This window comes from Andreprevotia lacus DSM 23236 (assembly GCF_900176275.1).
Classification (GTDB): Bacteria; Pseudomonadota; Gammaproteobacteria; order Burkholderiales; family Chitinibacteraceae; genus Andreprevotia; species Andreprevotia lacus.
In genome coordinates, this window is the sequence record NZ_FWXD01000003.1 from 117,918 (window position 1) to 143,682 (window position 25,765).

Here is a 25,765-nt window from a genome sequence, read left to right on the forward strand (position 1 = left end):
GCGGCGCGACCTACCCCGGCTTGCGCTTCGACACCCACATCGAAATCACCGCGCTGACCACCACCTGGTTGGCACGATCAAGCACCTCGACCTGCACCGGCAGCTCGAAGCCACCGGCCCAATCCACCACCCCGTCGATGCGCGCCACGGCGCGCAAGTCGGTATCCGCTTTCTTCAGATACTGCACCGTCATGCCCTTGGGTATCCAGCGATGGCTGGCGGGAATGGTCACGTCGGTCATGCAGCCGGCAGCCAGCTCGGCCATATTGCACATGGCTATCGCATGTACGGTGCCGATGTGGTTGCAGACTGCACGGCGCTTCTTGATGGTCAGCTCGCAATGGCCGGGGGCCAGCACGGTGAAACGCGGGGAGATCGAGCCGAAGTACGGTGCCTTCCAGCACACCAGGCGCGAAAACAGCCAGCGTCCGCCCGGTTTGCCATGCAGGCGTAGCCACAGACGCAAGAGCGGGGGCGTGGTGGAATGCGGTTCGGCCATGGTCGCTCCGTAGCGGCGTGAGTGTGCTGCAGTATGGCAAGCCGGCCATGCCCGCGCCGATCAGGCGCGTACGCAAGGTTGCCGTTTGAATTGTCATGTACCGTCGCCAGAATGGCTGCCATCGCATGCTCAGCCCTTGCCGATGAGTGACGTTTGCCAGACCTGTGGCGCTTGTTGCGCCAGTTATCGCGTGTCTTTCTATTGGGGCGAGACCGATGCCGCACCCGGTGGCAGCGTGCCCGCCATGCTGACGGTGCCGGTATCGCCCCACCACGTGGCCATGCGTGGCACCGAGCAAAAACCGGTACACTGCGCCGCGTTGCAGGGCACGGTCGGCATCTCGGTCGGCTGCAGCATCTATGCGCTGCGCGCCAGCACCTGCCGCGAGTTTACTGCCGGTGACGAACGCTGCGCCGATGCACGCAGCCGGCACGGCCTGCCGCCACTCATGCGCCAGCGCTAGAGCCCGTTGGCAGACGACCGCCGGTCCAGCGCCGGATGCAATCGTCATCCGGCTGCCAAACCAGCGGCGTATGCTGTTTCCATATTGATCCTCTGCCCCGGCAACGCGGGCCAGGAGCTGTGATGCTTTCGTTTGTCGTCGCCGCGCTGATTGCCGGCGGCGCCCCCATCATCAACCCGGACGAACCGGCCGCACTGCGGCAGGACATGCAGGCTGCGGCTAGGCTGGAAAGCCGCGACCCGTGGGCCGCCGCCGTACGCTACTGCCGTGCGGCGCGCAGCGGCGTGACCGAGGCGCAATACCGGCTGGGCATCCTGTATGCGTTTGGCGCCGGCGTGCCCGAAGACCGCAAGGCAGCGGCCAGCCTGTTCTCGGTCGCCGCGCAGCAGGGCCATGCCGAGGCGCAGACCATGCTGGAAACCATACGCTTCAGCAGCGATGCGTTGCCACCTTGCGTACTGGGCAATGTAGACCCGCCGCATGCGGTACTGCCGATTGCCGGCCTGGTCGATCTGCAGCAAATCATCGACGGCCTGCCGCCGCGCAAACGCTGGGTGGCCGAAATGGTGGAGCGCATGGCCGGCTGGTACAACATCGACCCACGGCTGGCGCTGTCGATTGCCACCGTTGAATCACGCTTCGAGCCCAAGGCCCGCTCACAGGCCGAGGCCATGGGCGTGATGCAGCTGATCCCCGCTACGGCAGAGCGATTCAATGTGCGCGATGCCTATAACGCCAGCCAGAACATACGCGGCGGGCTACGCTACCTGCGCTGGTTGCTGGACCGCTATCGCGGCGATGTCGCACTGGCCGCCGCCGGCTATAACGCAGGCGAAAAGGCGGTCGACCGCCATCGCGGCATCCCGCCGTTCGATGAAACCCGCCAGTACGTGATCAAGGTGCACCAGCTTTACCCATATGCCATGCACGTGCCGGATGCCGGTCGCTGGGACGAGCCGCCGCCCTACTCCAGCCAGCTGTCACCATTGCCGAAAAAAGGCCGGGGCGCCCACAAGACGACCCGGCCCTGAGGCAACAGCCTGATCAGCTGCGGTTGTGCTCGATCCAGGCGGTGAACGCCTTCCAGTAGCTCGCCAGATAATCCAGCGTGGGCTGCGCGGTGATTTCGCCGTTTTCCAGCGACTGGCTCACATTCAGATAAGCCTCGGGCTGGCCCAGCACGCGCAGGTTGAGATAAGCCAGCACCTGGCGCAGGTGATGTTGCGCGCCAAAAGTGCCAATATTGCCGATCGATGCCCCCAGCACAGCGGCGGTCTTGCAATCCCACTTGCTCTGCCCATACGGACGCGATGCCCAGTCAATGGCGTTCTTGAGCACGCCCGGAATCGAACGGTTGTATTCCGGCGTGATGAACAGAATGGCATCGGCCGCAGCCACTTGCTCGCGCAGCAACTTGACCACGGCAGGCGGATCATTCTCAAGATCCTGGCTGAAGAAGGGCAAGGTCGAAATGTCGAACTGGCTCAGCTCGTAACCTGCCGGCGCCAGTTTCTGTAGTGCGCGAAATACGCTCTGGTTGATCGAATTGCTGCTGATACCGCCAACAATGGCCAAAACCCTGGTGCTCATGATGACTCCTTGGTGGGAAGAAACCTGCAAGCCGGTTTGTAGTGGGACTGCATGACAGCCGCGCTACAAGCAGGTCAGAACGTTGTCTGCTGCCAGGCCGGCAGCGCCTGCACACGCTGGAACCATGCCTGCAGATGGGCAAACTGCTGCAGCGGCATCCGGCCTTGTTCTTGATAGCCCAGCGCGGCGGCCAGCGCATACTCTGCCAGCGTTACTTGCTCACCCACCAGCCAGGTGCGCGTGGCCAGATGGTCATCCAGCACCTTGCCCAGGCGAACCGCATCGACCTCGGCACGCTGCACCACCACCGCATCCCGCTCGCCCATGCCCAGCATGCCTTTCATGCAGTTCTCCCATGCCAGCGCCCCCAGGGCGATAGACCAGTGCTGCGCACACCAGAACAGCCAGCGGTTCACATCCACCCGCGCTTGCAGTGTGGCGGGATAGAGCGTTTGGCCCGGGGTGAGGTCGCACAGGTATTGCATGATGGCGTACGACTCCCACAACACGAAGTCGCCATGCTCGAACACCGGAATCTTGCCATTGGGATTGCGCTGCAACAGCTTGGCACGCTCGTCCGGCAGGCTGATATTGCCCACCTCCACCAGCTCGACTGGCGCGCCAAGATGCAAGACCGTCATCACCGCGCGGCGCGCGCTGGCCGACATGGGATGGTGGTAGAGACGCATGGGCGCATCGACGGCCTGGGTGGATTCAAGGGTCAAGGCAACAACGGGGCTGGGCTGGCTCATTTCAACACTCCTTGCTGGATTTGGTGGTTGCGGCTTGCGAATACGACAGCATGCTGTCATTTGTTGCAGCATAGTCAATTGGACAGCATACTGTCAATATGCAAAACACAAACCCCGCCCGCACCCCGGCCGCCGATGCGCTGAGCTGGCTGATGGTGCAAATCTTCCAGCTCAATGGCGCGCTCACCGCCGCCGGCGATGCGCTGGCCAAACCCGCCGGGCAAAGCACCGCCCGCTGGCAGGTGCTGGCCTGCGTGGAACGCGCACCCATGCCGGTGGCGCAAATCGCCCGCACACTCGGCCTGGCGCGGCAAAGCGTGCAGCGCGTGGCCGATCTGCTGGCGGATGAACAGTTGTGCCGCTATGCCGACAACCCGCAGCACCAGCGCGCCAAGCTGCTGGTGCTGGAAGCAGCAGGCAGCAGTGCACTGGCCGCCATACAGGCAGCCCAGCGCAGCTGGGCCAATGCACTGGGCGAGCAACTGGCCGCCACCGGCACCGATGCAGAACACATCAAGGCCGCCAGCGCCGTACTCGGCCAATTGTTGGCCCTGCTGAAACAGGAGGGAAAGGATGACGACTGAAGCACAGACCGGCAGCGCACCCGTCGGCACGCTTTATGAACTGCTGCAAAACGTCACCGACGCCACCAGCTTCCTCATCTTCGCCCATGCACTGCAGCAGGATCACGCGCAGCGCGGCGAGCACTGGTCCGCGCAGAACATCGCCGACTACCTCGCCGCCGCCCTCGACTGGGCCGACAGCACCCATCTGGGGAAGACCCAGGGCCTGAACGACGCCCCGCCCTGGAAACGCTTTGCAATGTTTTTGTATTACGGGCGCAGTTACCCGTGAGCAGGCCGTCAGCGCACCCGGAGTAACACAGCGTTTTATCCGTGCAGGGTCAACGCCACCGAGCTGTTGCATTCCGCATCAAGGTGCAACAACCGGCCGGCGACATCAAACATCAGCCAGCCCTGTTCACACTCCTTGAGACGCGATGCGGCATCCAGCGGCCACGCCAGCTCCGCCAGGCGCCGTTCGTTGCCGATCCGGTACAGGTGCCAGACCAGTTTTTCATCGCAGATGCCGCCTGTGGCCAGCATCTGCCGCCCCATCCGCAAATAGCCTTGCTGCAGCAGTTGCTTGCCCTGCGGCACCAACAACTGCGAGGTATAGGTGTGCGAATAGACTCGGTAGCTGAGTGCCACCCCCTTCGCGCCCAGCCGGGATTGCCAGTAATCCACCAGCACGCCGTTGGCATCCAGCATGCGCAGCGCATCCGGCTGCGGCGGGGCATCAATGCGATCTCGTGAGCTCAAGCGGCGCTTGGGCAGCGTATAGGTCCAGCGCTCCATGCCGCCACGCCCGTCTTCCACCAGCATGTACTCGGCCTGCGCGGTCGTGGTCAGGGCCAGCACCTCGCCCGGCAGATCATTCACCTGCCACAACATCTGCTGCAGCGAGCTGCTCACATCCAGCACCCGCAAACTGCGGCGATGCGCTACGGTCCAGGCAACACCATCGAATTGCTCCGCATAGTGGCTGAATTCGCCATAGCCCAGCTCGTGCACCTGCCGCTGTATCAGGTCCAGCCTCGCCACGCGCCAGCCTTGTTCACGCGGCGCCAGCGCCAGCGCCACCTGGCCGCTGTAGGCCAGCACCAGCCGCCGTGCCGGCATGGCATAGCGATGTTTGACCCGCCCGGCAGCGTCGACCACCAGGCAGCCGGCCTCGCCGACTGCCAGCAAGTAGTTGCCCTCCGGCAAAACGACCGCGTCGAAAATCGGCAATGCACCAGCTGCTGGCGCGGGGCAATACAGCGTGCCGGACTCTTCCTGCTTGTCCTTGGCCGGCGGCACAGGCAGGCCCGAGCTGGGTAGGTCGCTCTGCAGCAACTTGCTGCCACTGCGATCCAGCAATTGCTGGAGCTGGCTCTTGGTAAGCTGCCCTGCGCAACTGGCCTGGTCTGCCAGTACGGCGGTGATCAGCAGGCGCGGCAAACCGGTCTGCAGCGCGTCCTTGGCCTCCACGGCCAGCAGGGCCAGCGCCAGGGCCGAACGCTCCGCTACCGCGTGCGGGTCATGCTGGACGCGGGCCAGCAAGCCGGCATGGACCTGCAGGGTGTCTGGCAGCAACATGGCACGTTGCACCAGCGCACGCATGGCCAGCTGCCCACCGGCCGCTTCCACCGCCTGCAACCAGGCAGCCGCCTTGTGCCGGTGCGTGGCCAGCGGCCAGATCGCGTCTACCGCTTCCAGCCAGCGCCCTTGCAGTGCCAGGGTGTCTGCCCATTCCAGTCGCAGGCGCGCGGCAGCATCCGGCCAGCGCTCCTGCAACTGCAGCAAGGCATTGGCAAATGCACCGTCGCGCCGAGCCACCGCCAGCGCCGTTTGCCAATCGCCGGCCAGCACGTGCAGCCGCACGATGGTTTCCGAAGCACAATCCCACTGCAGCGCCAACTCGGCAGCCTGCTTGAGGCGGCCATGCTTTTCCAGATAATCCAGCGCTTCCTGGCGGGCAAACAGCAGCTCGGCCAGCACAAACACCGCTTCATCAATGCGCCCGGCGCGATCAAGCTTTTCAAAGCTCTGTCGGTACAGTTTGCGCATGTGTGCCTGCAACTCGTTACCGACATTCAGGCTGGCGCCACCTGCACCTGCGCTGCTCAGGCTCAGGTTCTGCCGGGCCATCGGCGTGCCGAACGCCTGCCCCAGATCGCCGTCTCCACCCAGCGGAATGGCATGACGCAGCGCCTCATCCAGCTTGCCTTCCTCGAACAGTGCCAGCATGCGGCGCATATACGCCGCCTGGCGCATGCTGAGCAACTGCGAGAGCTGTGATGTCATGGCAAAGCGGGCCAGCCAGTCACGCCAACGCTGCGGCAAGAGCTTGCGCCGGCGCTCGGGCAGTTGCTTGCCGCCTTGTTGCCCACCGGCAGACCCTGTGCCGCGGGCAGCGCTTCCACCCACGCGCACCGGATCAACCTGCCAGCTTGCCGGCGTAGTACCCCGCAGGTTTTCGAATACCCCACGGGCAATCACCCAGATTAACCACGCACCGAGTGGCGCAAGCAACCAGGTCAACGCTTCGCTCCTGCCTTGCATGACCGAAACCAGCACTGCCATGACAAACAGCAGGAACAGCAGCAAGCCGAGCAGGATGCCCAGCACATACACAGTATTGCCGGCACCGGAGCCACTGCTTGCTGCGGACACCGTCCTGTTGGCGGCTTCGGAGGTTGCCGGATCTTGGCGCTTGCGGCGCAATGCACTCAGCACGTCGTCGCGCTGCGGGCTGGCGGGCGGCACCTTGCCATCCAGCACATCGCGGATATCGCGTGTGGCCGGGTCAATCAACAACTCTGCGGCACGCATGCGGGGGGTCAAATCCAGACAAGGCTGCAGCGGATAGCCGTCCACTGCCAGCCATAGTGCCGGATCAAGTACACGGGCCTGCGCCAGCTGCAACGGCAACCATAGCCCACCCTGCACCAGGCAGACATCCGCCGCAGGCAGCGCAGCCAGCTCGTCATCGTCCAGCTCGGTGGAGCACAAAGTCGCCCCCACCCGGCGCAAAGGCCAACCATGTGCCGGGCAAGGTACTTCAGTAGCAAAGCGCAGCAGGTCACCCTGCGCAAACCGCCAGGCGGTGGCGCCGTTGCACCAGGCACCCAGCAACAATTGCTGGCGTGCGGTTTCGTCATACCAGTCCGCCGGCAGCCAGATGCCGTCTACCGGCTGGCGGCTGCGCGACGCGGGCTGGCGCACTGCAGCCGAACGCACCGCGCTCATGCCTCACCCCGGCCGGAAATGGTGGCGCGAATCTCGCGCGTGGTCAGCGAATACACAATCAACTCCGGACCATCCGTCAACAGCGCCAGCGTGCTGCCATCGGCGCTGACCGTGATATGGCGTATGGCAGACTGAGCCACGTGCAGCGCCTCGATCTTGCCATCGCACCACAGCGCAATGGCCTGGCGGTTGGGCGACTGGATCAGCAGCGCCAGCTTGCCGTCGTGCTTGGCATCAGCCACCAGCGCGCGGGCACACCAGCCAGGCTGCAGCAATACCTCAACCGGCTGACCGCGATGCTCCGGCTGCAAATTTGCGCCGGCAGGGTGAATCTGCCAGTGCTCTACGTCACCATCTTGTCGGCAGGTTGCGCAGCCGGGAAAAGCCGAACGGACCGATTTGCACGGGGCGGGCAGCAAGACGGAAGTCACTTGTGGCAGCTGGCCGATTAAAAATTTTGCGCCCGAACCAACAAACGCGCCTGCGACGTTGTAATAAAGTTGTCCCGATGCATGGCGCCACACATAACCGGCCGCCCTGTCACCAGCCAATTGCAGTGCAAGTACGTCTTGCTCCTGTACACGCACGGGACCGTGGCTCGTCCAGCACCAAAGCGTATTCGCGGTGTCCAGTACGAACAAGGCATCGCCACCGTGCAAGAAAACTGTCGGTAGATAGCTGGCGCGGCCTGGCGGCGCTTTGAATTGCACGCTGTCAATCACTGCCAAGTGGCCGGAGAAGCCGGCGAGCTCCCAGGCAGCCAATCCGCTGGGGTCGCGTAGCAATGCCGCCGCCCGCTTGTTAGGCAGCATCAGAGCCAGTACTTCGGCGTTGGCCGGCAAATACTGCTTGCGTGATTTCATCGGCCGAGTGGTGGTTTTAGGCGGCGAAAAAACCTGTAGTACATGCTCGTTACGCACCGCCACATGATGGCCACCGGCAGACACCACCGGCGGACGAGCAGATGAAAAACGCGCGCGCCCCTCGGGTGGCCGGTCTTTGGGCACGTTTTGCAGAAAGACGCCGCGCAGCAGCTTGCCGGCAATCTCCTCCTCGGGCAGCGGCAGCTGCAGGCCACGCCGGCCCGCAGGCTCATGCAGCGCAAGCTGCAAGCCGTCGCATTCGGCGTTGGCGCCAATAGCCAGTGCATGGGTATACATACCGTGTGCTGCAACTTGCCGCTGGAGGTGCTCGGGCCCCAGCAGCCAGATTTCACCAAGGTCATCGCACAGTGCTGCCTGCCATTCGAGCAGCGCCGGCTCGTCGGCCAGGCGGTAGCAGCGCGCCCGCAGCATGCGCAGCAGGTCGTCCGCGCTGTCGGCCGGGAACAGCTCGACCGGCTGTTGCAAGATGCCCCACTGCAGTTGGGCATCCAGCGTTGCAGCACGCCGCGCCAGCAGAATCCACATCACCAGATGCACCAGGCGCGGGGCGCCCAGTTGCCATGGCCCGGCATCGAACAGCACGGTGATATTGCGCGCAGCCTTGCGCGCGCGCGGGCGCGGCGCCAGAAAGAGGTGCTCGCCCACTGCGGCGCGGCGCAGGAATTCGTCGGGCACTTCCTCGGCCAGCAGCCACTCGCTGCTGAGCAAGCGTTCATAGTGGCCACGCCGCTGCACGCCATCGAGCCCGTCCGGCTCGGGCATGCCGCCCGGATCGCGGCCCTGATAGCGGCCCAGCAGGGGTTGCAGCCGCAACAGCCAATCCCCGAGTTGCGGAATGCGGTCGGCATCAAACCAGCCCAGCCAGTCGCGCCAGGGAGCCAGGGCTTCGGGTAATTGCAGGCTCATGCAACCAGCTCCCGGCGCAATTCGGCCAGCCGCGCCAGGGTCAGCGCATCCAGCGGGTAAAGCTGGTTGAGCGGCATGACCGCGGCGGGCGCATGCCAAAGCAGCAAGGGTTGATGGCGATGGCGTTCGCGCAGCGCAGCGGCCAGTAAATCCAGCGGCACATCCGGCTGCCATTGCAGCGGCAGCCACAGTTGCGGTGCGGCAGCGCTGGGGGCGGCATAGGCTATGCCATCCACCCAGGGCAGATCGGCCTCGGCGCCAGTGACCAGCAGCAACTCAGCCGTCGCGGCAAGGCGCAAGCGTGCCTGTTGCTCGTCGGGCAGACGACTTAGCCGAGCGAACAGACGCTTGACCACTGCGCCTGCAGCGACTGCAGCAGCCGGCGCCGCAGGCGCGCTGGTGCGCTGCCAGTTCCACTTGATCATGTCGGCTCAGACCAGTGCTTGCAGGCGCTGCGCCAGGCGGGTGCGTGGCGCAGCCAGCGCTTCGGGCAAGTTGTCACCCGAGAAATTGGCATCGATTTCGCGCAACAAGGCTTCGATTTCGGTGGCTCCGGACTCATCGGCAAGCAGTGCTTCAGCCTGGGCCTGCAGGCGTGTTGCACGCGACAAGGGCTGCAACGTTGCGGTTTCCACCGCGCTAAGCAGGTTGGGATGGCTGGCCGCCGCCAGCTCTTCGCGCAGCACCTCGCGGGCGCTGTGCTGCGCATCGCGCGTGGCCAGCACATACAGCAGTGGCCACAGGTCTGCCGCACTGGCGCTGCTGCGGCCGGCCAATACGGCAGCCGCGGCGATCAACCGTTGCGATTTGACGATGCGCCGGTCGGACAGCTGAATACCGGCCGCACGCAAGCGACGTATGGCGCTGGCCAGCACCGGCTGCACCGCGCTCAAATCCACGGTGCGCATGGCCTGGCTGAGCGTGTCCAGATGCGCCAGGCTGGCCTCGCTGGGCACGGGCGTATTGTCCGAGCGCCAGCCGCCTGCCAGCATGGCTTCCAGTTGATGATCGGGCAGCGCATCAATGAACAAATGAATCAGGAAGCGGTCGCCGAACGCCGCGAGCGCCTCGTCATCGGGCAGGCCATTGGCCGCGCCCACGCACACGCGCAGCGGGCATTGCACCTGGGTATGGCCACGGCGGAATTTGCGCTCGTTCAGCACGCCCAGCAGAGTATTGAGGATGGCGGTAGAGCCCAGAAAGACTTCGTCCAGGAACACGATATCGGCTTCGGGCAGCATGCCGGTGATATCGGTTTCCACCGTGCCTTCACGCAGCTTTTTCAGGTCTACCGGGCCAAACAGTTCGGATGGCTCGGTAAAGCGGCCCAGCAGGTATTCAAAATAACGCCCGCCCAGTGTCTGCGCGACGCGACGCACCACGGCGCTCTTGCCGGTGCCCGGCGGGCCAACGACCAGCAGGTGCTCTTGGGCCACGGCAGCCAGGATCAGCAACTCGGCCAGTTGTTCGCGCCCGACCAGGCCGGATGTGGCCGACTGGATGCTGTGGCGAATCTGTTGTGCGGCAAATTGCAGTGCCGAAGTCATGCGTATGCATCCCGTATTTGTCCAGACTGGCGATTATGCCCGAGCAGCACGCTTACTGACTACACAGGAAAGTTTTATTGCTGCGGCCAAGCCAAAACCCAGTCGCGTTGCGCTGGCGTTTCGGGCGACACCGGCAAGCGATTGGACTTGGCTACGGTTTGCCACCATGCCGCCAGCTGCGCCAATGCAACCTCGGCACTCATGCCCTGCTCGATCAAATGGCAGGCCACCACGGTGCCGGTGCGGCCGACGCCGCCCCAGCAGTGTACGTACACCACGCGCCCTGCAGCCAGTGCCTGCGCAATGTCGGCCAGGATGGCCCGCATCAGTGCGGCGCTGGCAGGCACCGATTTATCCGGAATCGCAAAACGCTTGTGCACGACGTTCGCACCAGCCAGATCGTGCAGCAGCGCATCATAGGGCTGCAGCTCGCCCTCCTCGGTCAGGTCGATGAAGTAATCAACGCCGGCATCGAGATAGCTGCGCAGCTTGGCCGCGCTGGATGCGGTATCCAGATCACGTGGATACTCGCCGGCCAGCAAGCGGCCTGCTTGCACCCAATAGCAGTTGTCGTGCGGGCGTTTCATGTGGTTTCCGGCACATTGATGAATTCAGCCGGGACCTCATCGGCCAGCCATACGCCGTTATCGGCGCAGTAGAACTTGCAGCCCTGCCGCGCCATGTCACCGGCACGTACCAGCAGCACCACCGGCTTGCCGTGCCGGCTGCCCACCGCCGCGGCGGTGGCTCGTTCTGCCGACAGGTGCACTTGCTGGCGCGATTGCGGCCGCAGTCCATGCTGGCGGATTTGTTCGACAAAGCGGCTGGCCGTGCCGTGGTACAGAACCTCGGGCGGTGTTTGCGGCGCCAGCCCCAGGTCGACGTTGACCGAATGCCCCTGATTGGCGCGGATGCGCTGCCCGGCCTCGTCCAGCGCAAAGCGCTGTTTGTCGTTGCTTGCCACCACGTCGCGGATCAGTGGCAATGTCAGCTGCGTGCCATGCCGCGCGGCGCACTTCATCAAATCATCGAGATTGGCCCAGCCCTGCGCATCCAGTGTCAGGCCGATTTCACCCGGCGCGTGGCGCAATACATAGCTGAGGAACTTGGTGTTTGTTGGTTTTTTCGTTATTCATTCAATTTTTCTGTGTTGTATTTGCCGGGTAAAAACACCGGCAAGAAATGATCAATGATGGCGAGGTGATCCTCGAACATTCGGGTTTCCAGCGCCAGCAGCTCACCGATCGGCACCCAGCGCGCGGCAGCGGCATCGTCGGCGGCGTGAATGGTCGGGCACTCGGCCTGCGGCAGGCGGAAGTGGAAGGCGTGCGTCACCGTGCGGCCGCGTGCGCTGCGGCTGGGGTAGTCGAACAGCGCACTGCCCTGCAGTGCCTGCTGCAGTTCGGCGCGTGACAGCGCCAGCTGGGTTTCTTCGGCCAGCTCGCGCAGCGCGGCGTCGAACACGCGCTCGTGCTGGTCGAGAAAGCCGCCGGGCAAGGCCCAGCAGCCACGGCCCGGCTGGCCGTTGCGCTGGATCAGCAGCACATGGCCGGTACATTCGATCACCGTATCGACGGTGATGAACACCGGCGGATAGGGCGCAGCCGACCAGATCTGCCGGTAATGCTGCAGGTGGCGGTATTCGGCCAGCACATCGGCAAAGGCCTCGCTACCGCTAAACGCCTGCAGCTGTGCGGCAACCGGTGCCGGGAGGTCGGCAGCGATGCTGCTCACATCGCCGTCGGCATCGAACCAGCGCTGGCGCAGGTCGGCCGCATTGAGCCGACCAAAGCTGGCTTGCGCCAGCAGCAGCCAGTCGGGGAAGTCGTGCAGATACTCTGACGACTCATCCTTGAGATGGCCAAACAGCCCCACCCGCTGACCCGGCCTGGTATGCGCGCCAACGACGGCTCGCACAGCAGCGGCCCAGCGCGGGCCGTCGTAATAGTCGCGCACGCCCAGCACGATCAGGTCATCTTGTCGCTCCGGCGCCACCTCGGCCAACGCGCCGCGCAGCATGGCGGTCCGCTCGGCCACGCTGAACGGATTGCGCGCGGTACGCGCCGCGCCGGCCGAGCCAAGTACGACGATCAGCCGGTCGGCCTGCTGCAAGGCCTGCTGCAACATGGCCAGATGGCCGTTGTGCAGCGGCTGGAAACGGCCGATATAGACCAGCGCATCGAATTCCCGCTGTGCCATGCTCACACTCCGCTGCCATAACGTGCGGCAATCGGCATCTGCCGGCCATTGCCAAAGGCACGGTTGCGCACGCGGATGATGGGCGGCGCCTGGCGGCGCTTGAACTCGGACTTGGCCACCAGGCCAAGAATGCGCCGCACCAGCTCGCCCTGCCCGTCACGCTGCAGCGCGGCGACAAAATCGCGCGCGTTGGCGTATTCGGCCGGGCGCAGGCGGTCCCCCTCGATATGCAGCTTGAGGATTTCATCCAGCACCGGGTACGGCGGCAGGCTGTCGGTATCGCGCTGCCCTTCGGACAATTCGGCCGATGGCTCTTTTTCGATGATGGCCAGCGGAATCAGCTCGCGGCCGTGGCGTGCGTTGTAGTGGCGGGACAGCGCAAACACCTCGGTCTTGTACAGGTCGCCAATGATGTTGAGGCCGCCATTGGTATCGCCATACAGCGTGCAATAACCCACCGATATTTCCGACTTGTTGCCGGTGGTCAACAGCAGGTGGCCGAAGTGGTTGGAGTACTCCATCAAGATGGTGCCACGGATGCGCGCCTGCAGGTTTTCCACCGTCAGCCGCGACGGCGCAGCGCCAAAATCGCGCTCGAACGTGCCGCGATAGCCGCCCACCAGCTCGGCAATCGGGTGCTCCAGCAACTGCACACCCAAGTTCGCACAGAGCGTCACCGAATCCCCCACGCTGCCGGCGCTGGAATACTGCGACGGCATGGTGATGGCGACGACGTTCTCCGCGCCCAGTGCATCGGCGGCCAGCGCCACGGTCAGCGCGCTGTCGATGCCGCCAGAGCTACCGATCACCACGCGCGTAAAACCCACCTTGGCCGCGTAATCACGCAAGCCCTGCACGATCTGGCGGTAATAGAACTCGCTGTCGGGCAAATCATCCGGCGCAGCCTTCGTCAGCGGCTGGCCGTTGCGCGCGAATGCGGCGGCGCCATCCGGCTCAAAGGTCAGCGTGGCAACGACAGATTCGAACAGTGGCAGGCGTTGCACGATACCGTGCAGCGGATCGGCCGCGAACGATGCGCCATCGAACACGATCTGGTCGTTGCCGCCGACCTGGTTCACATACAGCAGCGGCACCTGCCAGTGGCGGGCGATGCCGCTGAACAACGCATCGCGCTGCGCCAGCTTGCCCACGTTGGACGGGCTGGCATTGATGCTGACCACCAGTTGCGCACCGGCCGCCACCACGCCCTGCACCGGGTCAATGGCGTAATCGGCACCGCTGTTGTTCCAGGCATCCTCGCAAATCACGAAGCCGATGCGCACGCCATTCAAGTCAAGCAAGGCGGGCTGCGCCGGCCCCGGCTCGAAGTGGCGACGCTCGTCAAAGATGTTGTAGGTGGGCAGCAATTGCTTGTGATACTGCAACACCACGCGGCCGCGCTGCAGCACCAGCAGGCTGTTGTGCAGCGGTTTGCCGATGCCCGCGTTGCGCGTGACCGCACCGATCACGATGGCGGCCTCGCTGCGCGCCGAGCGCGCCAGCAGGGCATCCAGCACCTGCTGCTGTCGGTCGAGGAAATCCGGCTCTTCAACCAGATCCTGCGGGTAGTAACCGGACAGGCACAGCTCGCTGAATACAATCAGATCGGCTGCGCCGGCTTCATCCAGCGCCGCCTCGATGCGGGCCAGATTGCCGGCAAAATCGCACAGCGTGTAATTGAGCTGTGCCATGGCGATACGCAGGCTCATAAGGGTTTCCTCAGTTTTGCTTGATCTGGAACACATCACACAGATAGTTGAGGAAGTTCACGTCCTCACACATGCCCTTGCCCGGCGTGTCGCTCACCTTGGCCACCGGCTGGCCGTTGCAGGCCACCAGCTTCATCACGATCTGCAACGGCGGCTGGCCGCAATCGTTGGACAGATCGGTGCCAATGCCAAAGCCGCAGCGCGCGCGGCCGGCAAAGCGCCGGTACAGCGCAAAGGCGCTTTCCAGATTCAAACCATCGCTGAACACCAGTTGCTTGGTGCCCGGGTCGATTTTCATTTTCTGGTAGTGCGCGATGACCTTTTCGCCCCACTCGAACGGATCGCCCGAATCGTGGCGCACACCGTCGAACAGCTTGCAGAAATACAGGTCGAAATCACGCAGGAAGGCATCGGTGCCCACTACATCGGTCAGCGCAATACCCAGGTCGCCGCGGTATTCACGCACCCAGTGTTCCAGCGCGTTCTTCTGGAAATCACGCAGCCGCGAGCCAAAGCACTGGAAGGCCTGCAGATATTCATGCGCCATGGTGCCGATGGGTACCAGGCCATGCCGCTTGGCCAGCAGCACATTGCTGGTGCCGCGCATATAGGTGCCGGCCTCGCGCGCCAGGGTCTGCACCATTTCCTCGTGCCACTGGCGCGAGAAGCGGCGACGGGTACCGAAGTCGAAGAACACGAAGGGAAAGCGATGCAGCGGCTGCTCGCTGAACTGCTTGAGCTGTACCATTTTCTGGTTCAGCCTGGCGCGGCCGATGGCCAGCGCTTCGTCCTGCGGAAACTGGCGGAAATACACCTCGTTGACGATGGCCAGCAGGTAAATCTCGAACAGCATGCAGTGCAGCATCGGCCCTTTGACGCGGATATCCAGCTCGTCCGGCCGGCCCTCGGGAATCGACACCGTGATGAAGCGGCGCTGCAACTGGAACAGGCGCAGGAAATCGACAAAATCCGACTTGATGAAGCGCAGCCCGCCCAGAAACGCCAGCTCATCCTCGGCAAAGCGCAGACTGCACAGGTGATCGAGCTGTGCATCGATCTCGGCCTTGCTGCGCGACAGCGGAATCTCCGGCCGGTTGCGACACTTGAACGCATACTCGGACTGCGTTTCCGGCTGGTGATGCAGGATCTCCTGCATCATGGTGAACTTGTACAGATCGGTGTCGAGCAGCGATTCGATGACGGGTACAAACGCTTCAGACATAGTTCATTACCTTTCCTGTTAAGGGACGCGCGCTTCAGGCAGCGGCCGAATCGACTGCGGACAAACCGCTTGCTACCGGCAAGCGGTACATCACATCGGTGCGCAACACGTATTTGCTGCCCGAGAGCACCGGCGCGCCCTGATGCATGAGCCGGTGCGGAAAGCACAGTGCCATGCCTTGCCTCGGCTGAATCACGGCAGTGCGAAAATCGGTGCTGCCGCCGGTGTATGCCTCGTTCAGATAAATCATGAACGTCAATTGGCTGGCTTCCTGCACCGTGCGGACAAAGCTGCCGTCCCGATGCCAGCGGAAGTACTCATTCGGCCCATAGCGATAAAAGCGCATGCGCTCGTTGAAACCCTGCAGCATCCAGCCCTCGTGCAGCAGGGGCAGCACGCCGCGTGCCTGCGCAAACAGGCGTGCTGCCATTGCCGTATCGTCAAACAGCACACGGTCGTTGTTGCGGATCGCCTTGTCCATCACGCTGCCCGCACGGGTGCTGATTTCCGATTCATCGAAGCCGATCTGTTCGCCCAGTGTGATGTAGTGGTCGCACTCAGCCGGGGAGAGAAAATGCGCCACGGTGAAAATGCCGTCGCCGTAATCAGTGATTTCCATATTTCATCGCCCCTTCTCCCGATTGTTTCCGGACTGGTCAGCCCGGAAACGTCTGCGTCACTTCAATCCGGCCAACAATGTGGTCGTTCAGCTGCTCCAGCTCTTCAGCCGGCACCCACCATTCGGTGTGATTGCCTCCGCCCACGCACTGCACGGTGTAGCGGTCCATGAAGGACTTGAGCACCTTGAAGCGGGTGACGAAGCCTTGCCCGCTCTGCTTCACGTTCCAGTCACCGGCAATTTCACACGCATATTGCTCGTTGGTCACCGGGTAAAAGATCGGCTGCTCGGGCAAGCGTGGGGGCCAGCGCTTGTTGCCGCTGGCGCGCACCAGTGCCAGCTCGTTCGGCCCGGTCGGGCGGTACATGGTCACCGTGGCCGGCAGGATTTCAGCCAGCGCATCGCTGTGTGCCAAGCGCATGCCGCGTGCCACCATTTCGTCGATGAAGGCCTGACCCAGTGCCTCGAAGCCACTGACCGGGCTGGCGCAGTCGGTCAGCAGCACCAGCTTGCTCACCTGATCGGCACCGAGCTGGTCGGCCAGATCACGCACGGTGCTGGCCACGCAATGCGACAGCGCCTCGCCGGCAACCAGAATGGTGTCGGCCTGCGCCAGGCTGGCGATCCAGCCGGTATCGGGCAGGGTGTGCGGGTCGGCGGCGTCTGGCACTTCGGCCTGGATGGCCGAGTAGTGTTCGGTCAGCGGGTTGGTGCCCTTGCCAACGTAGTTCACCGCCTTCAACTCGCGGCGCCCCCAGGCGGCCAGCGCCTGCGCCAGTTCCTGCTGCACATTGTGGCCCCAGCCGCCGATCAGGCAGTGCTCGGGCCAGATGATGAGCTGGTAACGGGCGCGCTCGGCCAGCGCCTGCACATAGGCCAGGCTGGCAGCCTGTTGCTGTGCATCGCTGGCCCGCCAGCGCCCTTCCTGCACATCGGCCACGCTGATCAGCGTAAACGGCGCCGGGTTATTGCCCTGCGCATCCTGCCACCAGGCAGGGTGAGCAATGTCGAGCGGGTTGTGCGAATCGAGCGTGACATGGATGGCTGCCAGCGCATCGCCATATTGCGCCACCAGTGCGGCAACGCGCTGCATGTCGGCATTGGCGCCCGGTACCGGCAGCGCGGCGCCCGGGATGTCACAGAAGTCGTTCTGCGGGTCGATGATCAACAACTGGATGTTGGCAGTCTTGCTCATGGCGTTCTCCGATCCATGCGTCATGGTGTGAGCTCATCCTCGCATACATATTTTCAATTTGCAACTAACAAAACAAGAAAGCATATGGATCATGCCACAAAGCAGGTGATCCGTATCACAAAGCAGTCACTTACGAGCAAGCCAGAGCGGATAAATGGCTAACGCAGGTAGTTGCAGCCACAAGGCAGTTAGTTCTATTATGAAAATAACTAACGGAGCTTGTATGGAACCCGCGCTCATCGTCACCGTCGACATCGTGCTGTTCACCCTCAGCGACGGCCAGCTCAAGATCGTGCTGCTGCGGCGCGAGCTCGACCCGTATGCGCAGCAGCTGGCGCTGCCCGGCGGCTATATTCACCCGGAAGAAGACCGCGACAGCCTGGCCGCCGCCGAGCGCGTGCTGCGGCAGAAAACCGGGCTGGTGTCGCCGTATCTGGAGCAGCTGTTCACCTTCAGCGGTGGCGTACGCGATCCGCGCGGCTGGTCGGCCAGCATTGCCTACTATGCGCTGGTGCACGAAAGCGTGCTGCAACCCGATGCCGAGCACCGCTTCGAGCTGCTGGCGGTAGATGGCCTGCCCGACCTGCCGTTCGACCACAACCGCATCGTGGCACACGCCAGCCAGCGGCTGCGTGACAAATCCACCTATTCATCGCTGCCCTGCCATTTGCTGCCCGGGCAATTCACCCTGACCGAGCTACAGCACACCTACGAGCAGGTGCTGGGTATCTCGCTGGATAAAAGCGTCTTCCGCCGCAAGCTGGGCGAGCTGGATTTCCTTGAAGCCATTCCCAACGCCATGCGCTCGGGCAAGCACCGCCCGGCGCAGCTGTACAAGCTGCGCGATGACGCGCGGCTGGCGCTGTTCAACAAGACGGTTTGAACCATGACAACATTGCTTGAACGCTATCGCGGTTGCCTGCTGGGGCTGGCCTGCGGCGATGCAGTGGGCACCACGGTGGAATTCAGCCCGCGCGGCAGCTTTGCCCCCGTCACCGACATGACCGGTGGCGGCCCGTTCGATCTGCCACCCGGCGCGTGGACCGACGATTGCGCGATGGCGCTGTGCCTCGCACACAGCCTGCTGCATCGCCAGGGCTTCGATGCCACCGACCAGATGAACCGTTACTGCAACTGGGCCAGCTACGGCTATATGAGCAGCACCGGCGCTTGCTTCGACATTGGCGTGACCGTGGCGCAGGCACTGCAGCGCTATCGCGCCAGTGGTGATCCGTACAGCGGCTCATCCGACCCGCGCACCGCCGGCAACGGCGCGCTGATGCGGCTGGCGCCGATCCCGATGTTCTATTTCGAGCAGGCCGATGCGCTGCTGCACCATGCTGCCGCCAGCGCGCGCACCACCCATGGCGCCGAGGAAGTCATCGAGAGCACGCGTCTGTTTGCCACCCAATTACATATGGCGCTGCAGGGCGCGGGCAAGGATGACATCCTGTTTGCGCACGGCTATCGCGCGCTGGCGCCCAAGGTGCAGGCCATTGCCGCTGGCGACTGGCGCGACAAGCCGCGTGAAGCCATACGCGGCAGCGGCTATGTGATCGAATCATTGGAGGCCGCGTTGTGGTGCTTCCTGCACGGCCATGACTTTGCCTCCACCGTGCTGCTTGCCGCCAATCTGGGCGACGACGCCGACACCACTGCAGCCATCTGCGGGCAGCTGGCCGGTGCGCATTACGGCGTAGCCAGCATCCCGCCGCACTGGCTGCACACGCTGGTGCAGGCTGACGAGATTGGTGATCTGGCCGATCGACTGCACGATGAGCGTGCCCCGGCCCTCGCCGGCGAGGCGCAGCCATGATGCCCTCGCCACTCGAAATCGCCGCCAGCATCACCACCGCCGCATCGGTATGGCTGGCCGCGCGCAACAATGTGCATACCTGGTGGATCGGGGTGGTCGGCTGCGTGCTGTATGGCTGGGTATTCTTCGACGCCAGGCTTTATGCCGACGTGACCCTGCAGGGCTTCTTCATCGTCAGCAGCATGGCCGGCTGGCTGAACTGGCTGCGCGGGGCGCAAGGCGCGCCGGTGGCGGTACGCCGCACCCGGCTGCCGCATGCAGTGGCACTGGCCGCGCTCAGCGTGCTGGTGGCCATTGCCTATGCGGCGGTACTGCACCGTTTTACCGATGCGTGGAACCCATGGCTGGATTCGCTGGTGCTCACCTTCAGCGTGCTGGCGCAGTTTCTGTTGATGGGGCGCAGGCTGGAAAACTGGTTTGCCTGGCTGCTGGTCAACACCATTGCCGTGCCGCTGTATTTCGCACGCGAGCTGTATCTGAGCGCCGGGCTGTATCTGGTGTTCTGGTGCAACGCCTGGTACGGCCTGTACCGCTGGCGGCAGGAGCTGGCCGAGGCCGCGCCGGATGGCGTTGCTGTAGCGGCGTAAGAAAATGAAACCCTATCGGCACGGCTTGGTGGTCGGCAAGTTCGCCCCGCTGCACTTCGGGCATGAAGCACTGTTGCACGCTGCGCAGGCGCAATGCGAACGACTGTTCGTGATCAGCTATTCCAGCCCCGAGTTGCCCGGCTGCGAGCCGGAACGCCGCAGACGCTGGCTGGCGCTGCGCGTGCCGGCTGCCGAGGTGTTGATCGTCACGCCGCAGCGCATTGCCTGCTGGCAAGCAGCCGGCAAGCCGGTGCCCGACTTGCCACCGAACGATGCACCCGATGACGAGCAGCGCCATTTCGTCGCCAGCCTGTGCCTGCACGTATTGGAAACTACCATCGACGCCGTCTTTACCGGCGAGGACTATGGCGACGGCTTTGCCGCGGTGCTGGCCGAGCGCTTTAGCGCCGCACTGGCACGCCCGCACCCGGTTACCCATGTGCGGCTGAACCGTACAGCCCAGCCGGGCAATCCGTCCGGCACCTTGCTGCGCGGCGACATCCACGCACACCGCCAGCTGCTCGCCCCCGAGGTGTATGCCGATTTTGTCGAACGCATCTGTCTGCTGGGCGGCGAATCGTCCGGCAAATCCACCCTGAGCGTGGCGCTGGCTGGCGCGCTGGGCACCGGCTATGTCGCCGAATACGGCCGCGAGCGCTGGGAACAACAGGCCGGCGAACTGCGCTACGACGATCTGCTCGCCATCGCGCAGGAACAGGTGCGGCGCGAGGAACAGGCCGCACGGCAGGCCACGCGCTATCTGGTGTGCGATACCTCACCGCTGACCACGCTGTTCTACTGCCTGTACTACTTCAAGCAGGCCGAACCCGCGCTGCATGCGCTGGCAACGCGCCACTACCACCACACCGTGCTGTGCGCACCCGATTTCCCCTTCGTGCAGGACGGCACGCGCCAGACTGCCGCCTTCCGCCAGCTGCAGCACGACTGGTATCTGCAGCAACTGGCCGGCCAGCCGTGGCTGCTGGCCAGCGGCGCCGTGCCCGACCGGATCAGCGCCATCTGTAGCGCGCTGCAAGCCGGTTTACGCTGAACCCAGCCCTCTTCCCCGCTCGCACCCGGTAACCGTCCTAGGGGGCTTCCTAGTAGCTGCACCGGTAGTTCCTGCACCTGCCGGCGACCATACTTTGCTCCATGGCGCCACGGTATGGGCGCCGCAGCGCGGGAGCAGATGATGCATGCAGCCACGCCCGGCAACATGCGCAGCCGTGTTTGTCCGAACGACCTGCTTCACACGATTTCAACGCTACACCGCAGTCCGATTGCCCATTAATCCGCCACGCCGGAGCCCGCGCCATGGACATGACACTCGATATTTGCGAAGAAACAATCCCGGCAGAAACATTCATGCCGGATCTTGCCGACAGCGACGACAGCTACGCTGACGACACACACGAGGACAGCCAAGCCGCCGCCTCCGACACGGCAGAGCAGCCGGCCGCAGGCAGCGATGCCGAGCTGGACAGCGTGCAGTACTACCTGCAGCAAGCCGGCAAGCACAAGCTGCTGACAGCCCAGGAAGAGCGTGACTTGTGTCGCAGCATGCAGCGCGGTGATTTCGCTGCACGCCAGTCACTGATCACCGCCAACCTGCGCCTGGTGGTCAGCATCGCCAAACGCTACCTGATGCGCGGCCTGCCGCTGCTGGACATGATAGAGGAAGGCAATCTCGGCCTGATTCACGCGGCAGAGAAGTTCGACCCCGAGCGCGGCTTCCGCTTCTCCACCTATGCCACCTGGTGGATCCGGCAGCGCATAGAGGCCGCCACCATGCTGCAGACGCGCACCATCCGCCTGCCGCTGGGCGTGGTCCAGCAGGTCAACCGTTGCACCCGGGCCGAACGGCAGCTGCACAGCAGCACCCAGCATGCCAGCCACGCCCAGATCGCGCTGATGACCGGCATCTCGGCCGATGAAGTACCCAAGCTGATGGAGCTGGCCGAGAACACGCTGTCGCTGGATTCATTGACCGCGTCGGAATCGGGCGAGGGACAGGCAGACATTCTGCCCGACCTGCATGCCCCCGGCCCCGAGCAGGAAATGTTCAGCAAGCAATTGCACCGGCACATGCATGATGGCCTGCGCAAGCTCACGCCGCGTCACCGGCTGGTGTTGCTGCGCCGCTTCGGCATCGCCGGCCAGGAGCCGAATACGCTGATCGAGCTGGCAGAGGAAATGGGCCTGTCGCCCGAGCGCGTGCGGCAATTGCAGGCCGAGGCCATCAATGCGCTCAGGAAGGTGATCCCCGGCCTGCATGCGCTGACCGGGCACTAAGCAATGCCCGGCTTGCGTTTATTCGTCCAGATCAACCAGGCCAAGCTTGGCGGCCTTTCTCACCAGGCTGACCACGTCGCGCACGCCAAGGCGCTCGATGATCTGCGCGCGATGAAACTCGACCGTCTTGGGGCTGATGTTGAGCTCGCGGGCAATCTGCTTGGTCGTGAGGCTGCGCGCGATACCCTGCAGCACCTCCACCTGCCGCTCGGTCAGCAGCGCGTCGCCGGCCGGCGCATGGCTGACGGCGTCGGCAACCGGTGCTGCATCGCGCTGCAGCGTGGCCACCAGATGGTGCGAGATGCGCGGGCTGAGATAGATATCACCATGCGCCACGGCATCGAGTGCCAGCTCCAGCTCGTTCAGCAACAAGTCCTTGACCAGATAGCCACGGCAACCGGCATGCAGCGCGCCAAGCACCGCCTCGGCGGTCTCGAGTGCCGACAGCACGATGATGCGCAGACCCGGTCGCTCTTGCTGCAGCTGGCCGGCCACCGCCAGGCCACTGCGATCCGGCATGCCGATATCCAGCAGCAGGATGTCGGGCTGCAGCTTGGCAGTCAGCGCCAGCGATTCGGCCGCATTGCCGGCCTCACCGATCACCTGATAGCGGGGAAGTTTTTCCAGCAGCGCGCGTACGCCTATTCTGACAAGAGAATGGTCGTCTGCTATCAGCACCGACAAAGTATTCGTTTCAATCATCCGTGCAATTTTGTCAGAGATTTACCGGGCAATCACCAGCCAGCATAGACGGTCAGCCCCCGGTTGACGAATTAGTAAGAGGAAAGCACATCATGCCTACGCCAGCCTATACCCAACTCGTGCTCGTGGTGGACGACTCGCTGGTCAACCGTACGTTGCTGGAACACTGGCTTTCCGCCGCCCGGGCCAAAGTGCTGCAGGCGGCCACCCTGGAACAGGCGCGCGCGTTGCTGGCGCTGCACCGGCCAACCCACCTGATCGTGGACATGCACTTGCCAGATGGCGAGGGCAGCACATTGTACGCTGAGTACCACAGCACACAGCCCGGCCGCTGGATCGCCAGCACCATGCCGGACGGGCCTGCGCATCTCGCCCAGATCAAGGCAGGCGGCTTTGCCGATGTGCTGGTCAAGCCCATCGCCCAGGCTCAGTTGCTGTCGCTGATCCAGCCAGTGGAAAGCGGTGCCCCCCCGGCGACAGCCGGCAGTCACCTTGATGATGCATCACCCTATGACCCCGTGCTTGATTTTGACGAAGCGCTGCGGCGGCTTGATGGTGATGCGGCACTGTTCGCCCTGCTGGCAAACAGCTATCTGGAAGAGTCCGCCGAACTGCCCCAGCGCTTGCGGCAACTCTGGCTGAACAAGGAGCATGGGCCATTGTCTCGGCTAGCCCACACGGCTGGGGGGCTAAGCGGCCAGTTTGGCCTGCTTGCATTGCGAAAACGCCTGCTGCTGCTTGAGTACAGCCTGCGCAATCCGGACATCGATCCGCGCCTGATAGATGCCTTGCTGGACGGCATTGATTCGGCCTACCGGATAGGCATACCCGCCTTGCGCGAGGCACTGCAACGCCAAGGCTCAACCCGGGGCACCCCCTGGTAGCCAACCGGGTGGCCCTTGCCCGCTTGCACGGCCTAGCATAGACCCCGAGTTCCACACACCGATGCGGAGAACCCGATCATGCCTGCATCCGATTTCCAGTATTTCAATCCGGTCGCCGTATTGCAAAAACTGCACGGCGACCCTGCCGTGCTTGCACGTCTGGCGCGCGCCTATCGGCAGGAACTGCCGCAGCAGATCAGCCAGCTGCAACCACTTGCGGCCATGGGCAATCTGGATGCCACGCGCGGCCTGCTGCATCAGCTGCGGGCCACCTTCGGCATGTTCGAGGCACGCCGTGCAGCCGCAATCGAACGGCACATCAGCCTGGCCCTGCACACGCAGGGCACGGTCCCGGCCGACCATCTGCATAGCCTTGCGTGCGAGATGATCGGGCTGGACTGGGAGCTGGAGCAATTTCTCAAGTCTTCACTGCAGGCTGCGGAGGGCTAGCGCCATGACCACGCACAAGCACACCGGCCACCTGCTGTGGATGATTCCGTTGTTTGCTTGCGTCACGCTGGTTGTGCTGTGGGGCATGCTGCTGATCTGGCTGGGCAACGAGAAGGCACTGGCGCTGCGCAGTCAGCAACATATCAGTGCAAATTTGCTGCGCGCCATCGACGAGCACATGACCAGCGTGGTGCGGGAAGTAGACCAGACTTCGCTATTCATCAAAGAACGTTATGAATCAAAACCTGCCCTGCTGGAGATCAACGACTTGCTGGATCGCGGGGTGATCATCAACCCGTATTACACGCAAATCGGCATTGTCGATGCAGCCGGCATACTCAGGATGACCAGCAAGAAGCCCTTCAAGCCAGTGGATCTGCATGACCGGGAACATTTCATCGTACATGCACAAAATCCGCGTGCTGGCTTGTTTATCAGCACGCCAGTACTGGGCCGCAGCTCGGGGCGCTGGTCCATCCAGTTTACTCGCCGCCTGAACGATGCCAAGGGCGACTTTCTCGGCATTGTCGTGGTGTCGGTGTCTCCCGATTACTTCACCTCGCTCTATCGCGACCTGATCCAGTCCGGCCACGACGGCATCATGCTGGTGGGCCGCGACGGCATCATCCGCGCCCAGCAAACCGCGCGCAAGGACTGGCAACCGAGTGGAGACGTCAGCAAGCAGCCATGGTTCAACAGCCTGCGCATGGTACAAACCGAGAGTGGCAGCACCCAAGAGACCGAGCCGGATGGCGACGTGGTCCGCTATTCGGTGCGCCCCATCGAGGGCACCGATTTACTGGTGGTGATGCGTACCGCCGAGGTCGATGCCTTGACCGAATACGAGAAGCGCCGTGGCAACTATCTGACCGCCGCCGGCGTGCTGAGCCTGCTGTTTGTCATCGCTGGCACCTTCTTGACCGTGCAGACCTACCGGCTGCAACAAAGCCGCGCCAAGGCAGAGTCTGCCAACCGCCTCAAGAGCGATTTTCTGGCGCGCGTTTCCCACGAGCTGCGCACCCCGCTTAACAGCGTACTTGGCGCCGCAGAGTTGCTGCACGATACCGCTCTGGACAAGACCACGCAGGACTTGAGCGGCATGGTGCTCGACGGCGGCCGCAAGCTCGACCGGCAAGTAACGCGCATTCTGCAGGTCACCCAGCTGGAAGCCGGCATGCTGGGCCAGCAACCGCGCTGGTTTCAGCCCGAAACCGTGCTTCGGGAAGTGGTTTCCGAACACCAGTCACTCGCCGACGCCAAGCTGCTTGATCTTGATCTTGAGCTGCACGCCAGCGAGCTGCCGGTCATCCATCACGATCCGCAGTTACTGAAGGAAATCTGCAGCAGCCTGGTTCACAATGCCCTTACATATACATCGCAGGGAAAAGTCAGGTTGATTGCAGAAGCTACCGGAAGTCAGCTGCATATTGCTGTCAGCGATACCGGTCCCGGCATCGCTGCGGCAGACCGTGAGCGGATTTTTGAACCCTTCGGGCAAATCGATGCTTTCCTCACTCGCGCTCACAAGGGCAGTGGCTTGAGCCTGAGCGTGGCCCAACAACTGGTCAAGCTGGCAGGGGGACAGATGGCGCTGGATTCAACACCGGGAAGCGGCAGTACCTTCAGGATCAGCCTGCCGATCAAAGGGGCGTGAG

At 63.5% G+C, this 25,765-nt stretch carries 27 protein-coding genes; 12 read left to right on the forward strand and 15 right to left on the reverse strand.

Annotated elements, in window-relative coordinates:
* Window positions 1-10: 10 nt before the first annotated feature.
* Window positions 11-499 (reverse strand): hotdog fold domain-containing protein, encoded by a 489-nt coding sequence (locus B9A19_RS03650; RefSeq protein WP_084089188.1) that lies wholly within the window; start codon window positions 497-499, stop codon window positions 11-13.
* 142 nt (window positions 500-641) lie between these two features.
* On the opposite strand from B9A19_RS03650, the gene B9A19_RS03655 reads away from it, so the two are divergent.
* The gene (locus B9A19_RS03655; protein WP_217806978.1) at window positions 642-962 is read left to right on the forward strand and encodes a YkgJ family cysteine cluster protein; all 321 of its coding nucleotides are present in this window, start codon (window positions 642-644) and stop codon (window positions 960-962) included.
* A gap of 122 nt (window positions 963-1,084) precedes the next feature.
* Window positions 1,085-1,993, forward strand: coding sequence for a lytic transglycosylase domain-containing protein (locus B9A19_RS03660; RefSeq protein ID WP_084089190.1), 909 nt, complete (start codon window positions 1,085-1,087; stop codon window positions 1,991-1,993).
* A gap of 13 nt (window positions 1,994-2,006) precedes the next feature.
* Here B9A19_RS03660 and B9A19_RS03665 read toward each other — a convergent pair whose 3' ends face one another.
* Both B9A19_RS03665 and B9A19_RS03670 read right to left on the reverse strand, forming a co-directional pair.
* Window positions 2,007-2,552: an NADPH-dependent FMN reductase gene (locus tag B9A19_RS03665; protein ID WP_084089191.1), complete on the reverse strand. Its 546-nt coding sequence runs from the start codon at window positions 2,550-2,552 to the stop codon at window positions 2,007-2,009.
* 74 nt (window positions 2,553-2,626) lie between these two features.
* Entirely contained in the window at window positions 2,627-3,304 is a 678-nt protein-coding gene (locus tag B9A19_RS03670) for a glutathione S-transferase family protein (RefSeq protein ID WP_217806979.1), read from the reverse strand.
* Between the two features lie 98 nt (window positions 3,305-3,402).
* Between B9A19_RS03670 and B9A19_RS03675 the strand changes: the two genes are divergently transcribed.
* Both B9A19_RS03675 and B9A19_RS03680 read left to right on the forward strand, forming a co-directional pair.
* Window positions 3,403-3,888, forward strand: a complete 486-nt coding sequence (locus tag B9A19_RS03675; RefSeq protein ID WP_084089192.1) for a MarR family winged helix-turn-helix transcriptional regulator — start codon at window positions 3,403-3,405, stop codon at window positions 3,886-3,888.
* Window positions 3,878-4,159 carry a DUF7660 family protein gene (locus B9A19_RS03680; RefSeq protein ID WP_084089193.1) on the forward strand — a complete coding sequence of 94 codons (282 nt, stop codon included), beginning with the start codon at window positions 3,878-3,880 and terminating at the stop codon, window positions 4,157-4,159. The genes B9A19_RS03675 and B9A19_RS03680 overlap by 11 nt, the downstream gene beginning before the upstream one ends.
* Window positions 4,160-4,194: 35 nt before the next feature.
* Here the strand turns inward: B9A19_RS03680 and B9A19_RS03685 are convergent, their stop codons facing one another.
* From B9A19_RS03685 to B9A19_RS03735, 11 genes are all read right to left on the reverse strand, one after another.
* A complete protein-coding gene (locus tag B9A19_RS03685; RefSeq protein ID WP_084089194.1) occupies window positions 4,195-7,098 on the reverse strand; it encodes a bpX6 domain-containing protein in 2,904 nt (967 codons plus the stop codon).
* Entirely contained in the window at window positions 7,095-8,888 is a 1,794-nt protein-coding gene (locus B9A19_RS03690) for a hypothetical protein (RefSeq protein WP_084089195.1), read from the reverse strand. Before B9A19_RS03690 ends, B9A19_RS03685 begins: the two co-directional genes overlap by 4 nt.
* Window positions 8,885-9,313, reverse strand: a complete 429-nt coding sequence (locus B9A19_RS03695) for a bpX5 domain-containing protein (protein ID WP_084089196.1) — start codon at window positions 9,311-9,313, stop codon at window positions 8,885-8,887. Before B9A19_RS03695 ends, B9A19_RS03690 begins: the two co-directional genes overlap by 4 nt.
* A 6-nt stretch (window positions 9,314-9,319) precedes the next feature.
* Complete coding sequence (locus B9A19_RS03700) at window positions 9,320-10,435, reverse strand: AAA family ATPase (RefSeq protein ID WP_084089197.1); 1,116 nt, start codon at window positions 10,433-10,435, stop codon at window positions 9,320-9,322.
* A gap of 74 nt (window positions 10,436-10,509) precedes the next feature.
* The gene (locus B9A19_RS03705) at window positions 10,510-11,022 is read right to left on the reverse strand and encodes a protein-tyrosine phosphatase family protein (protein WP_084089198.1); all 513 of its coding nucleotides are present in this window, start codon (window positions 11,020-11,022) and stop codon (window positions 10,510-10,512) included.
* Window positions 11,019-11,567 carry an RNA 2'-phosphotransferase gene (locus B9A19_RS03710; RefSeq protein ID WP_084089199.1) on the reverse strand — a complete coding sequence of 183 codons (549 nt, stop codon included), beginning with the start codon at window positions 11,565-11,567 and terminating at the stop codon, window positions 11,019-11,021. Before B9A19_RS03710 ends, B9A19_RS03705 begins: the two co-directional genes overlap by 4 nt.
* A complete protein-coding gene (locus B9A19_RS03715; RefSeq protein WP_084089200.1) occupies window positions 11,564-12,634 on the reverse strand; it encodes a bifunctional nicotinamide-nucleotide adenylyltransferase/Nudix hydroxylase in 1,071 nt (356 codons plus the stop codon). The genes B9A19_RS03710 and B9A19_RS03715 overlap by 4 nt, the downstream gene beginning before the upstream one ends.
* 2 nt (window positions 12,635-12,636) lie before the next feature.
* Entirely contained in the window at window positions 12,637-14,343 is a 1,707-nt protein-coding gene (locus B9A19_RS03720) for an NAD+ synthase (RefSeq protein ID WP_084089201.1), read from the reverse strand.
* Window positions 14,344-14,353: 10 nt separating this feature from the next.
* Window positions 14,354-15,565: a nicotinate phosphoribosyltransferase gene (gene pncB / locus B9A19_RS03725; protein ID WP_084089202.1), complete on the reverse strand. Its 1,212-nt coding sequence runs from the start codon at window positions 15,563-15,565 to the stop codon at window positions 14,354-14,356.
* A gap of 34 nt (window positions 15,566-15,599) precedes the next feature.
* Entirely contained in the window at window positions 15,600-16,184 is a 585-nt protein-coding gene (locus B9A19_RS03730) for a prolyl hydroxylase family protein (protein WP_084089203.1), read from the reverse strand.
* Between the two features lie 37 nt (window positions 16,185-16,221).
* Window positions 16,222-17,379, reverse strand: coding sequence for a cysteine hydrolase family protein (locus B9A19_RS03735; RefSeq protein ID WP_217806980.1), 1,158 nt, complete (start codon window positions 17,377-17,379; stop codon window positions 16,222-16,224).
* A 223-nt stretch (window positions 17,380-17,602) separates the two neighbouring features.
* On the opposite strand from B9A19_RS03735, the gene B9A19_RS03740 reads away from it, so the two are divergent.
* The 5 genes from B9A19_RS03740 (at window position 17,603) to B9A19_RS03760 (ending at window position 22,074) form a co-directional block, all read left to right on the forward strand.
* Window positions 17,603-18,262: an NUDIX hydrolase gene (locus B9A19_RS03740; RefSeq protein WP_084089204.1), complete on the forward strand. Its 660-nt coding sequence runs from the start codon at window positions 17,603-17,605 to the stop codon at window positions 18,260-18,262.
* 3 nt (window positions 18,263-18,265) lie between these two features.
* Window positions 18,266-19,195: an ADP-ribosylglycohydrolase family protein gene (locus B9A19_RS03745; RefSeq protein WP_084089205.1), complete on the forward strand. Its 930-nt coding sequence runs from the start codon at window positions 18,266-18,268 to the stop codon at window positions 19,193-19,195.
* Complete coding sequence (gene pnuC, locus B9A19_RS03750) at window positions 19,192-19,782, forward strand: nicotinamide riboside transporter PnuC (RefSeq protein ID WP_245804258.1); 591 nt, start codon at window positions 19,192-19,194, stop codon at window positions 19,780-19,782. The genes B9A19_RS03745 and pnuC overlap by 4 nt, the downstream gene beginning before the upstream one ends.
* A gap of 4 nt (window positions 19,783-19,786) precedes the next feature.
* A complete protein-coding gene (locus tag B9A19_RS03755) occupies window positions 19,787-20,833 on the forward strand; it encodes an AAA family ATPase (RefSeq protein ID WP_084089207.1) in 1,047 nt (348 codons plus the stop codon).
* Between the two features lie 263 nt (window positions 20,834-21,096).
* Entirely contained in the window at window positions 21,097-22,074 is a 978-nt protein-coding gene (locus B9A19_RS03760) for a sigma-70 family RNA polymerase sigma factor (RefSeq protein WP_176216752.1), read from the forward strand.
* A gap of 18 nt (window positions 22,075-22,092) precedes the next feature.
* On the opposite strand, the gene B9A19_RS03765 is transcribed toward B9A19_RS03760, so the two are convergent.
* Window positions 22,093-22,776, reverse strand: coding sequence for a response regulator (locus B9A19_RS03765; RefSeq protein WP_084089209.1), 684 nt, complete (start codon window positions 22,774-22,776; stop codon window positions 22,093-22,095).
* 92 nt (window positions 22,777-22,868) lie between these two features.
* Between B9A19_RS03765 and B9A19_RS03770 the strand changes: the two genes are divergently transcribed.
* From B9A19_RS03770 to B9A19_RS03780, 3 genes are all read left to right on the forward strand, one after another.
* Window positions 22,869-23,660: a response regulator gene (locus B9A19_RS03770; RefSeq protein WP_084089210.1), complete on the forward strand. Its 792-nt coding sequence runs from the start codon at window positions 22,869-22,871 to the stop codon at window positions 23,658-23,660.
* A 78-nt stretch (window positions 23,661-23,738) separates the two neighbouring features.
* Window positions 23,739-24,110, forward strand: coding sequence for a hypothetical protein (locus tag B9A19_RS03775; RefSeq protein ID WP_084089211.1), 372 nt, complete (start codon window positions 23,739-23,741; stop codon window positions 24,108-24,110).
* Between the two features lie 4 nt (window positions 24,111-24,114).
* Window positions 24,115-25,764 carry an ATP-binding protein gene (locus B9A19_RS03780; protein WP_084089212.1) on the forward strand — a complete coding sequence of 550 codons (1,650 nt, stop codon included), beginning with the start codon at window positions 24,115-24,117 and terminating at the stop codon, window positions 25,762-25,764.
* The last annotated feature ends 1 nt before the right edge of the window (window position 25,765 follow it).

What these genes read in the sequence shown, in the direction of transcription:
- B9A19_RS03760 (WP_176216752.1), top strand. Translation starts at nt 21,097, where the DNA reads ATGGACATGACACTCGATATTTGCGAAGAAACAATCCCGGCAGAAACA.
- B9A19_RS03665 (WP_084089191.1), bottom strand. Translation starts at nt 2,552, where the DNA reads ATGAGCACCAGGGTTTTGGCCATTGTTGGCGGTATCAGCAGCAATTCG.
- B9A19_RS03685 (WP_084089194.1), bottom strand. Translation starts at nt 7,098, where the DNA reads ATGAGCGCGGTGCGTTCGGCTGCAGTGCGCCAGCCCGCGTCGCGCAGC.
- B9A19_RS03695 (WP_084089196.1), bottom strand. Translation starts at nt 9,313, where the DNA reads ATGATCAAGTGGAACTGGCAGCGCACCAGCGCGCCTGCGGCGCCGGCT.
- B9A19_RS03715 (WP_084089200.1), bottom strand. Translation starts at nt 12,634, where the DNA reads ATGGCACAGCGGGAATTCGATGCGCTGGTCTATATCGGCCGTTTCCAG.
- B9A19_RS03680 (WP_084089193.1), top strand. Translation starts at nt 3,878, where the DNA reads ATGACGACTGAAGCACAGACCGGCAGCGCACCCGTCGGCACGCTTTAT.
- B9A19_RS03705 (WP_084089198.1), bottom strand. Translation starts at nt 11,022, where the DNA reads ATGAAACGCCCGCACGACAACTGCTATTGGGTGCAAGCAGGCCGCTTG.
- B9A19_RS03780 (WP_084089212.1), top strand. Translation starts at nt 24,115, where the DNA reads ATGACCACGCACAAGCACACCGGCCACCTGCTGTGGATGATTCCGTTG.
- B9A19_RS03745 (WP_084089205.1), top strand. Translation starts at nt 18,266, where the DNA reads ATGACAACATTGCTTGAACGCTATCGCGGTTGCCTGCTGGGGCTGGCC.
- B9A19_RS03740 (WP_084089204.1), top strand. Translation starts at nt 17,603, where the DNA reads ATGGAACCCGCGCTCATCGTCACCGTCGACATCGTGCTGTTCACCCTC.
- B9A19_RS03670 (WP_217806979.1), bottom strand. Translation starts at nt 3,304, where the DNA reads ATGAGCCAGCCCAGCCCCGTTGTTGCCTTGACCCTTGAATCCACCCAG.
- B9A19_RS03730 (WP_084089203.1), bottom strand. Translation starts at nt 16,184, where the DNA reads ATGGAAATCACTGATTACGGCGACGGCATTTTCACCGTGGCGCATTTT.
- B9A19_RS03755 (WP_084089207.1), top strand. Translation starts at nt 19,787, where the DNA reads ATGAAACCCTATCGGCACGGCTTGGTGGTCGGCAAGTTCGCCCCGCTG.
- B9A19_RS03655 (WP_217806978.1), top strand. Translation starts at nt 642, where the DNA reads ATGAGTGACGTTTGCCAGACCTGTGGCGCTTGTTGCGCCAGTTATCGC.
- B9A19_RS03690 (WP_084089195.1), bottom strand. Translation starts at nt 8,888, where the DNA reads ATGAGCCTGCAATTACCCGAAGCCCTGGCTCCCTGGCGCGACTGGCTG.
- B9A19_RS03650 (WP_084089188.1), bottom strand. Translation starts at nt 499, where the DNA reads ATGGCCGAACCGCATTCCACCACGCCCCCGCTCTTGCGTCTGTGGCTA.
- pncB (WP_084089202.1), bottom strand. Translation starts at nt 15,565, where the DNA reads ATGTCTGAAGCGTTTGTACCCGTCATCGAATCGCTGCTCGACACCGAT.
- B9A19_RS03765 (WP_084089209.1), bottom strand. Translation starts at nt 22,776, where the DNA reads ATGATTGAAACGAATACTTTGTCGGTGCTGATAGCAGACGACCATTCT.
- B9A19_RS03720 (WP_084089201.1), bottom strand. Translation starts at nt 14,343, where the DNA reads ATGAGCCTGCGTATCGCCATGGCACAGCTCAATTACACGCTGTGCGAT.
- B9A19_RS03660 (WP_084089190.1), top strand. Translation starts at nt 1,085, where the DNA reads ATGCTTTCGTTTGTCGTCGCCGCGCTGATTGCCGGCGGCGCCCCCATC.
- B9A19_RS03700 (WP_084089197.1), bottom strand. Translation starts at nt 10,435, where the DNA reads ATGACTTCGGCACTGCAATTTGCCGCACAACAGATTCGCCACAGCATC.
- pnuC (WP_245804258.1), top strand. Translation starts at nt 19,192, where the DNA reads ATGATGCCCTCGCCACTCGAAATCGCCGCCAGCATCACCACCGCCGCA.
- B9A19_RS03735 (WP_217806980.1), bottom strand. Translation starts at nt 17,379, where the DNA reads ATGAGCAAGACTGCCAACATCCAGTTGTTGATCATCGACCCGCAGAAC.
- B9A19_RS03770 (WP_084089210.1), top strand. Translation starts at nt 22,869, where the DNA reads ATGCCTACGCCAGCCTATACCCAACTCGTGCTCGTGGTGGACGACTCG.
- B9A19_RS03675 (WP_084089192.1), top strand. Translation starts at nt 3,403, where the DNA reads ATGCAAAACACAAACCCCGCCCGCACCCCGGCCGCCGATGCGCTGAGC.
- B9A19_RS03775 (WP_084089211.1), top strand. Translation starts at nt 23,739, where the DNA reads ATGCCTGCATCCGATTTCCAGTATTTCAATCCGGTCGCCGTATTGCAA.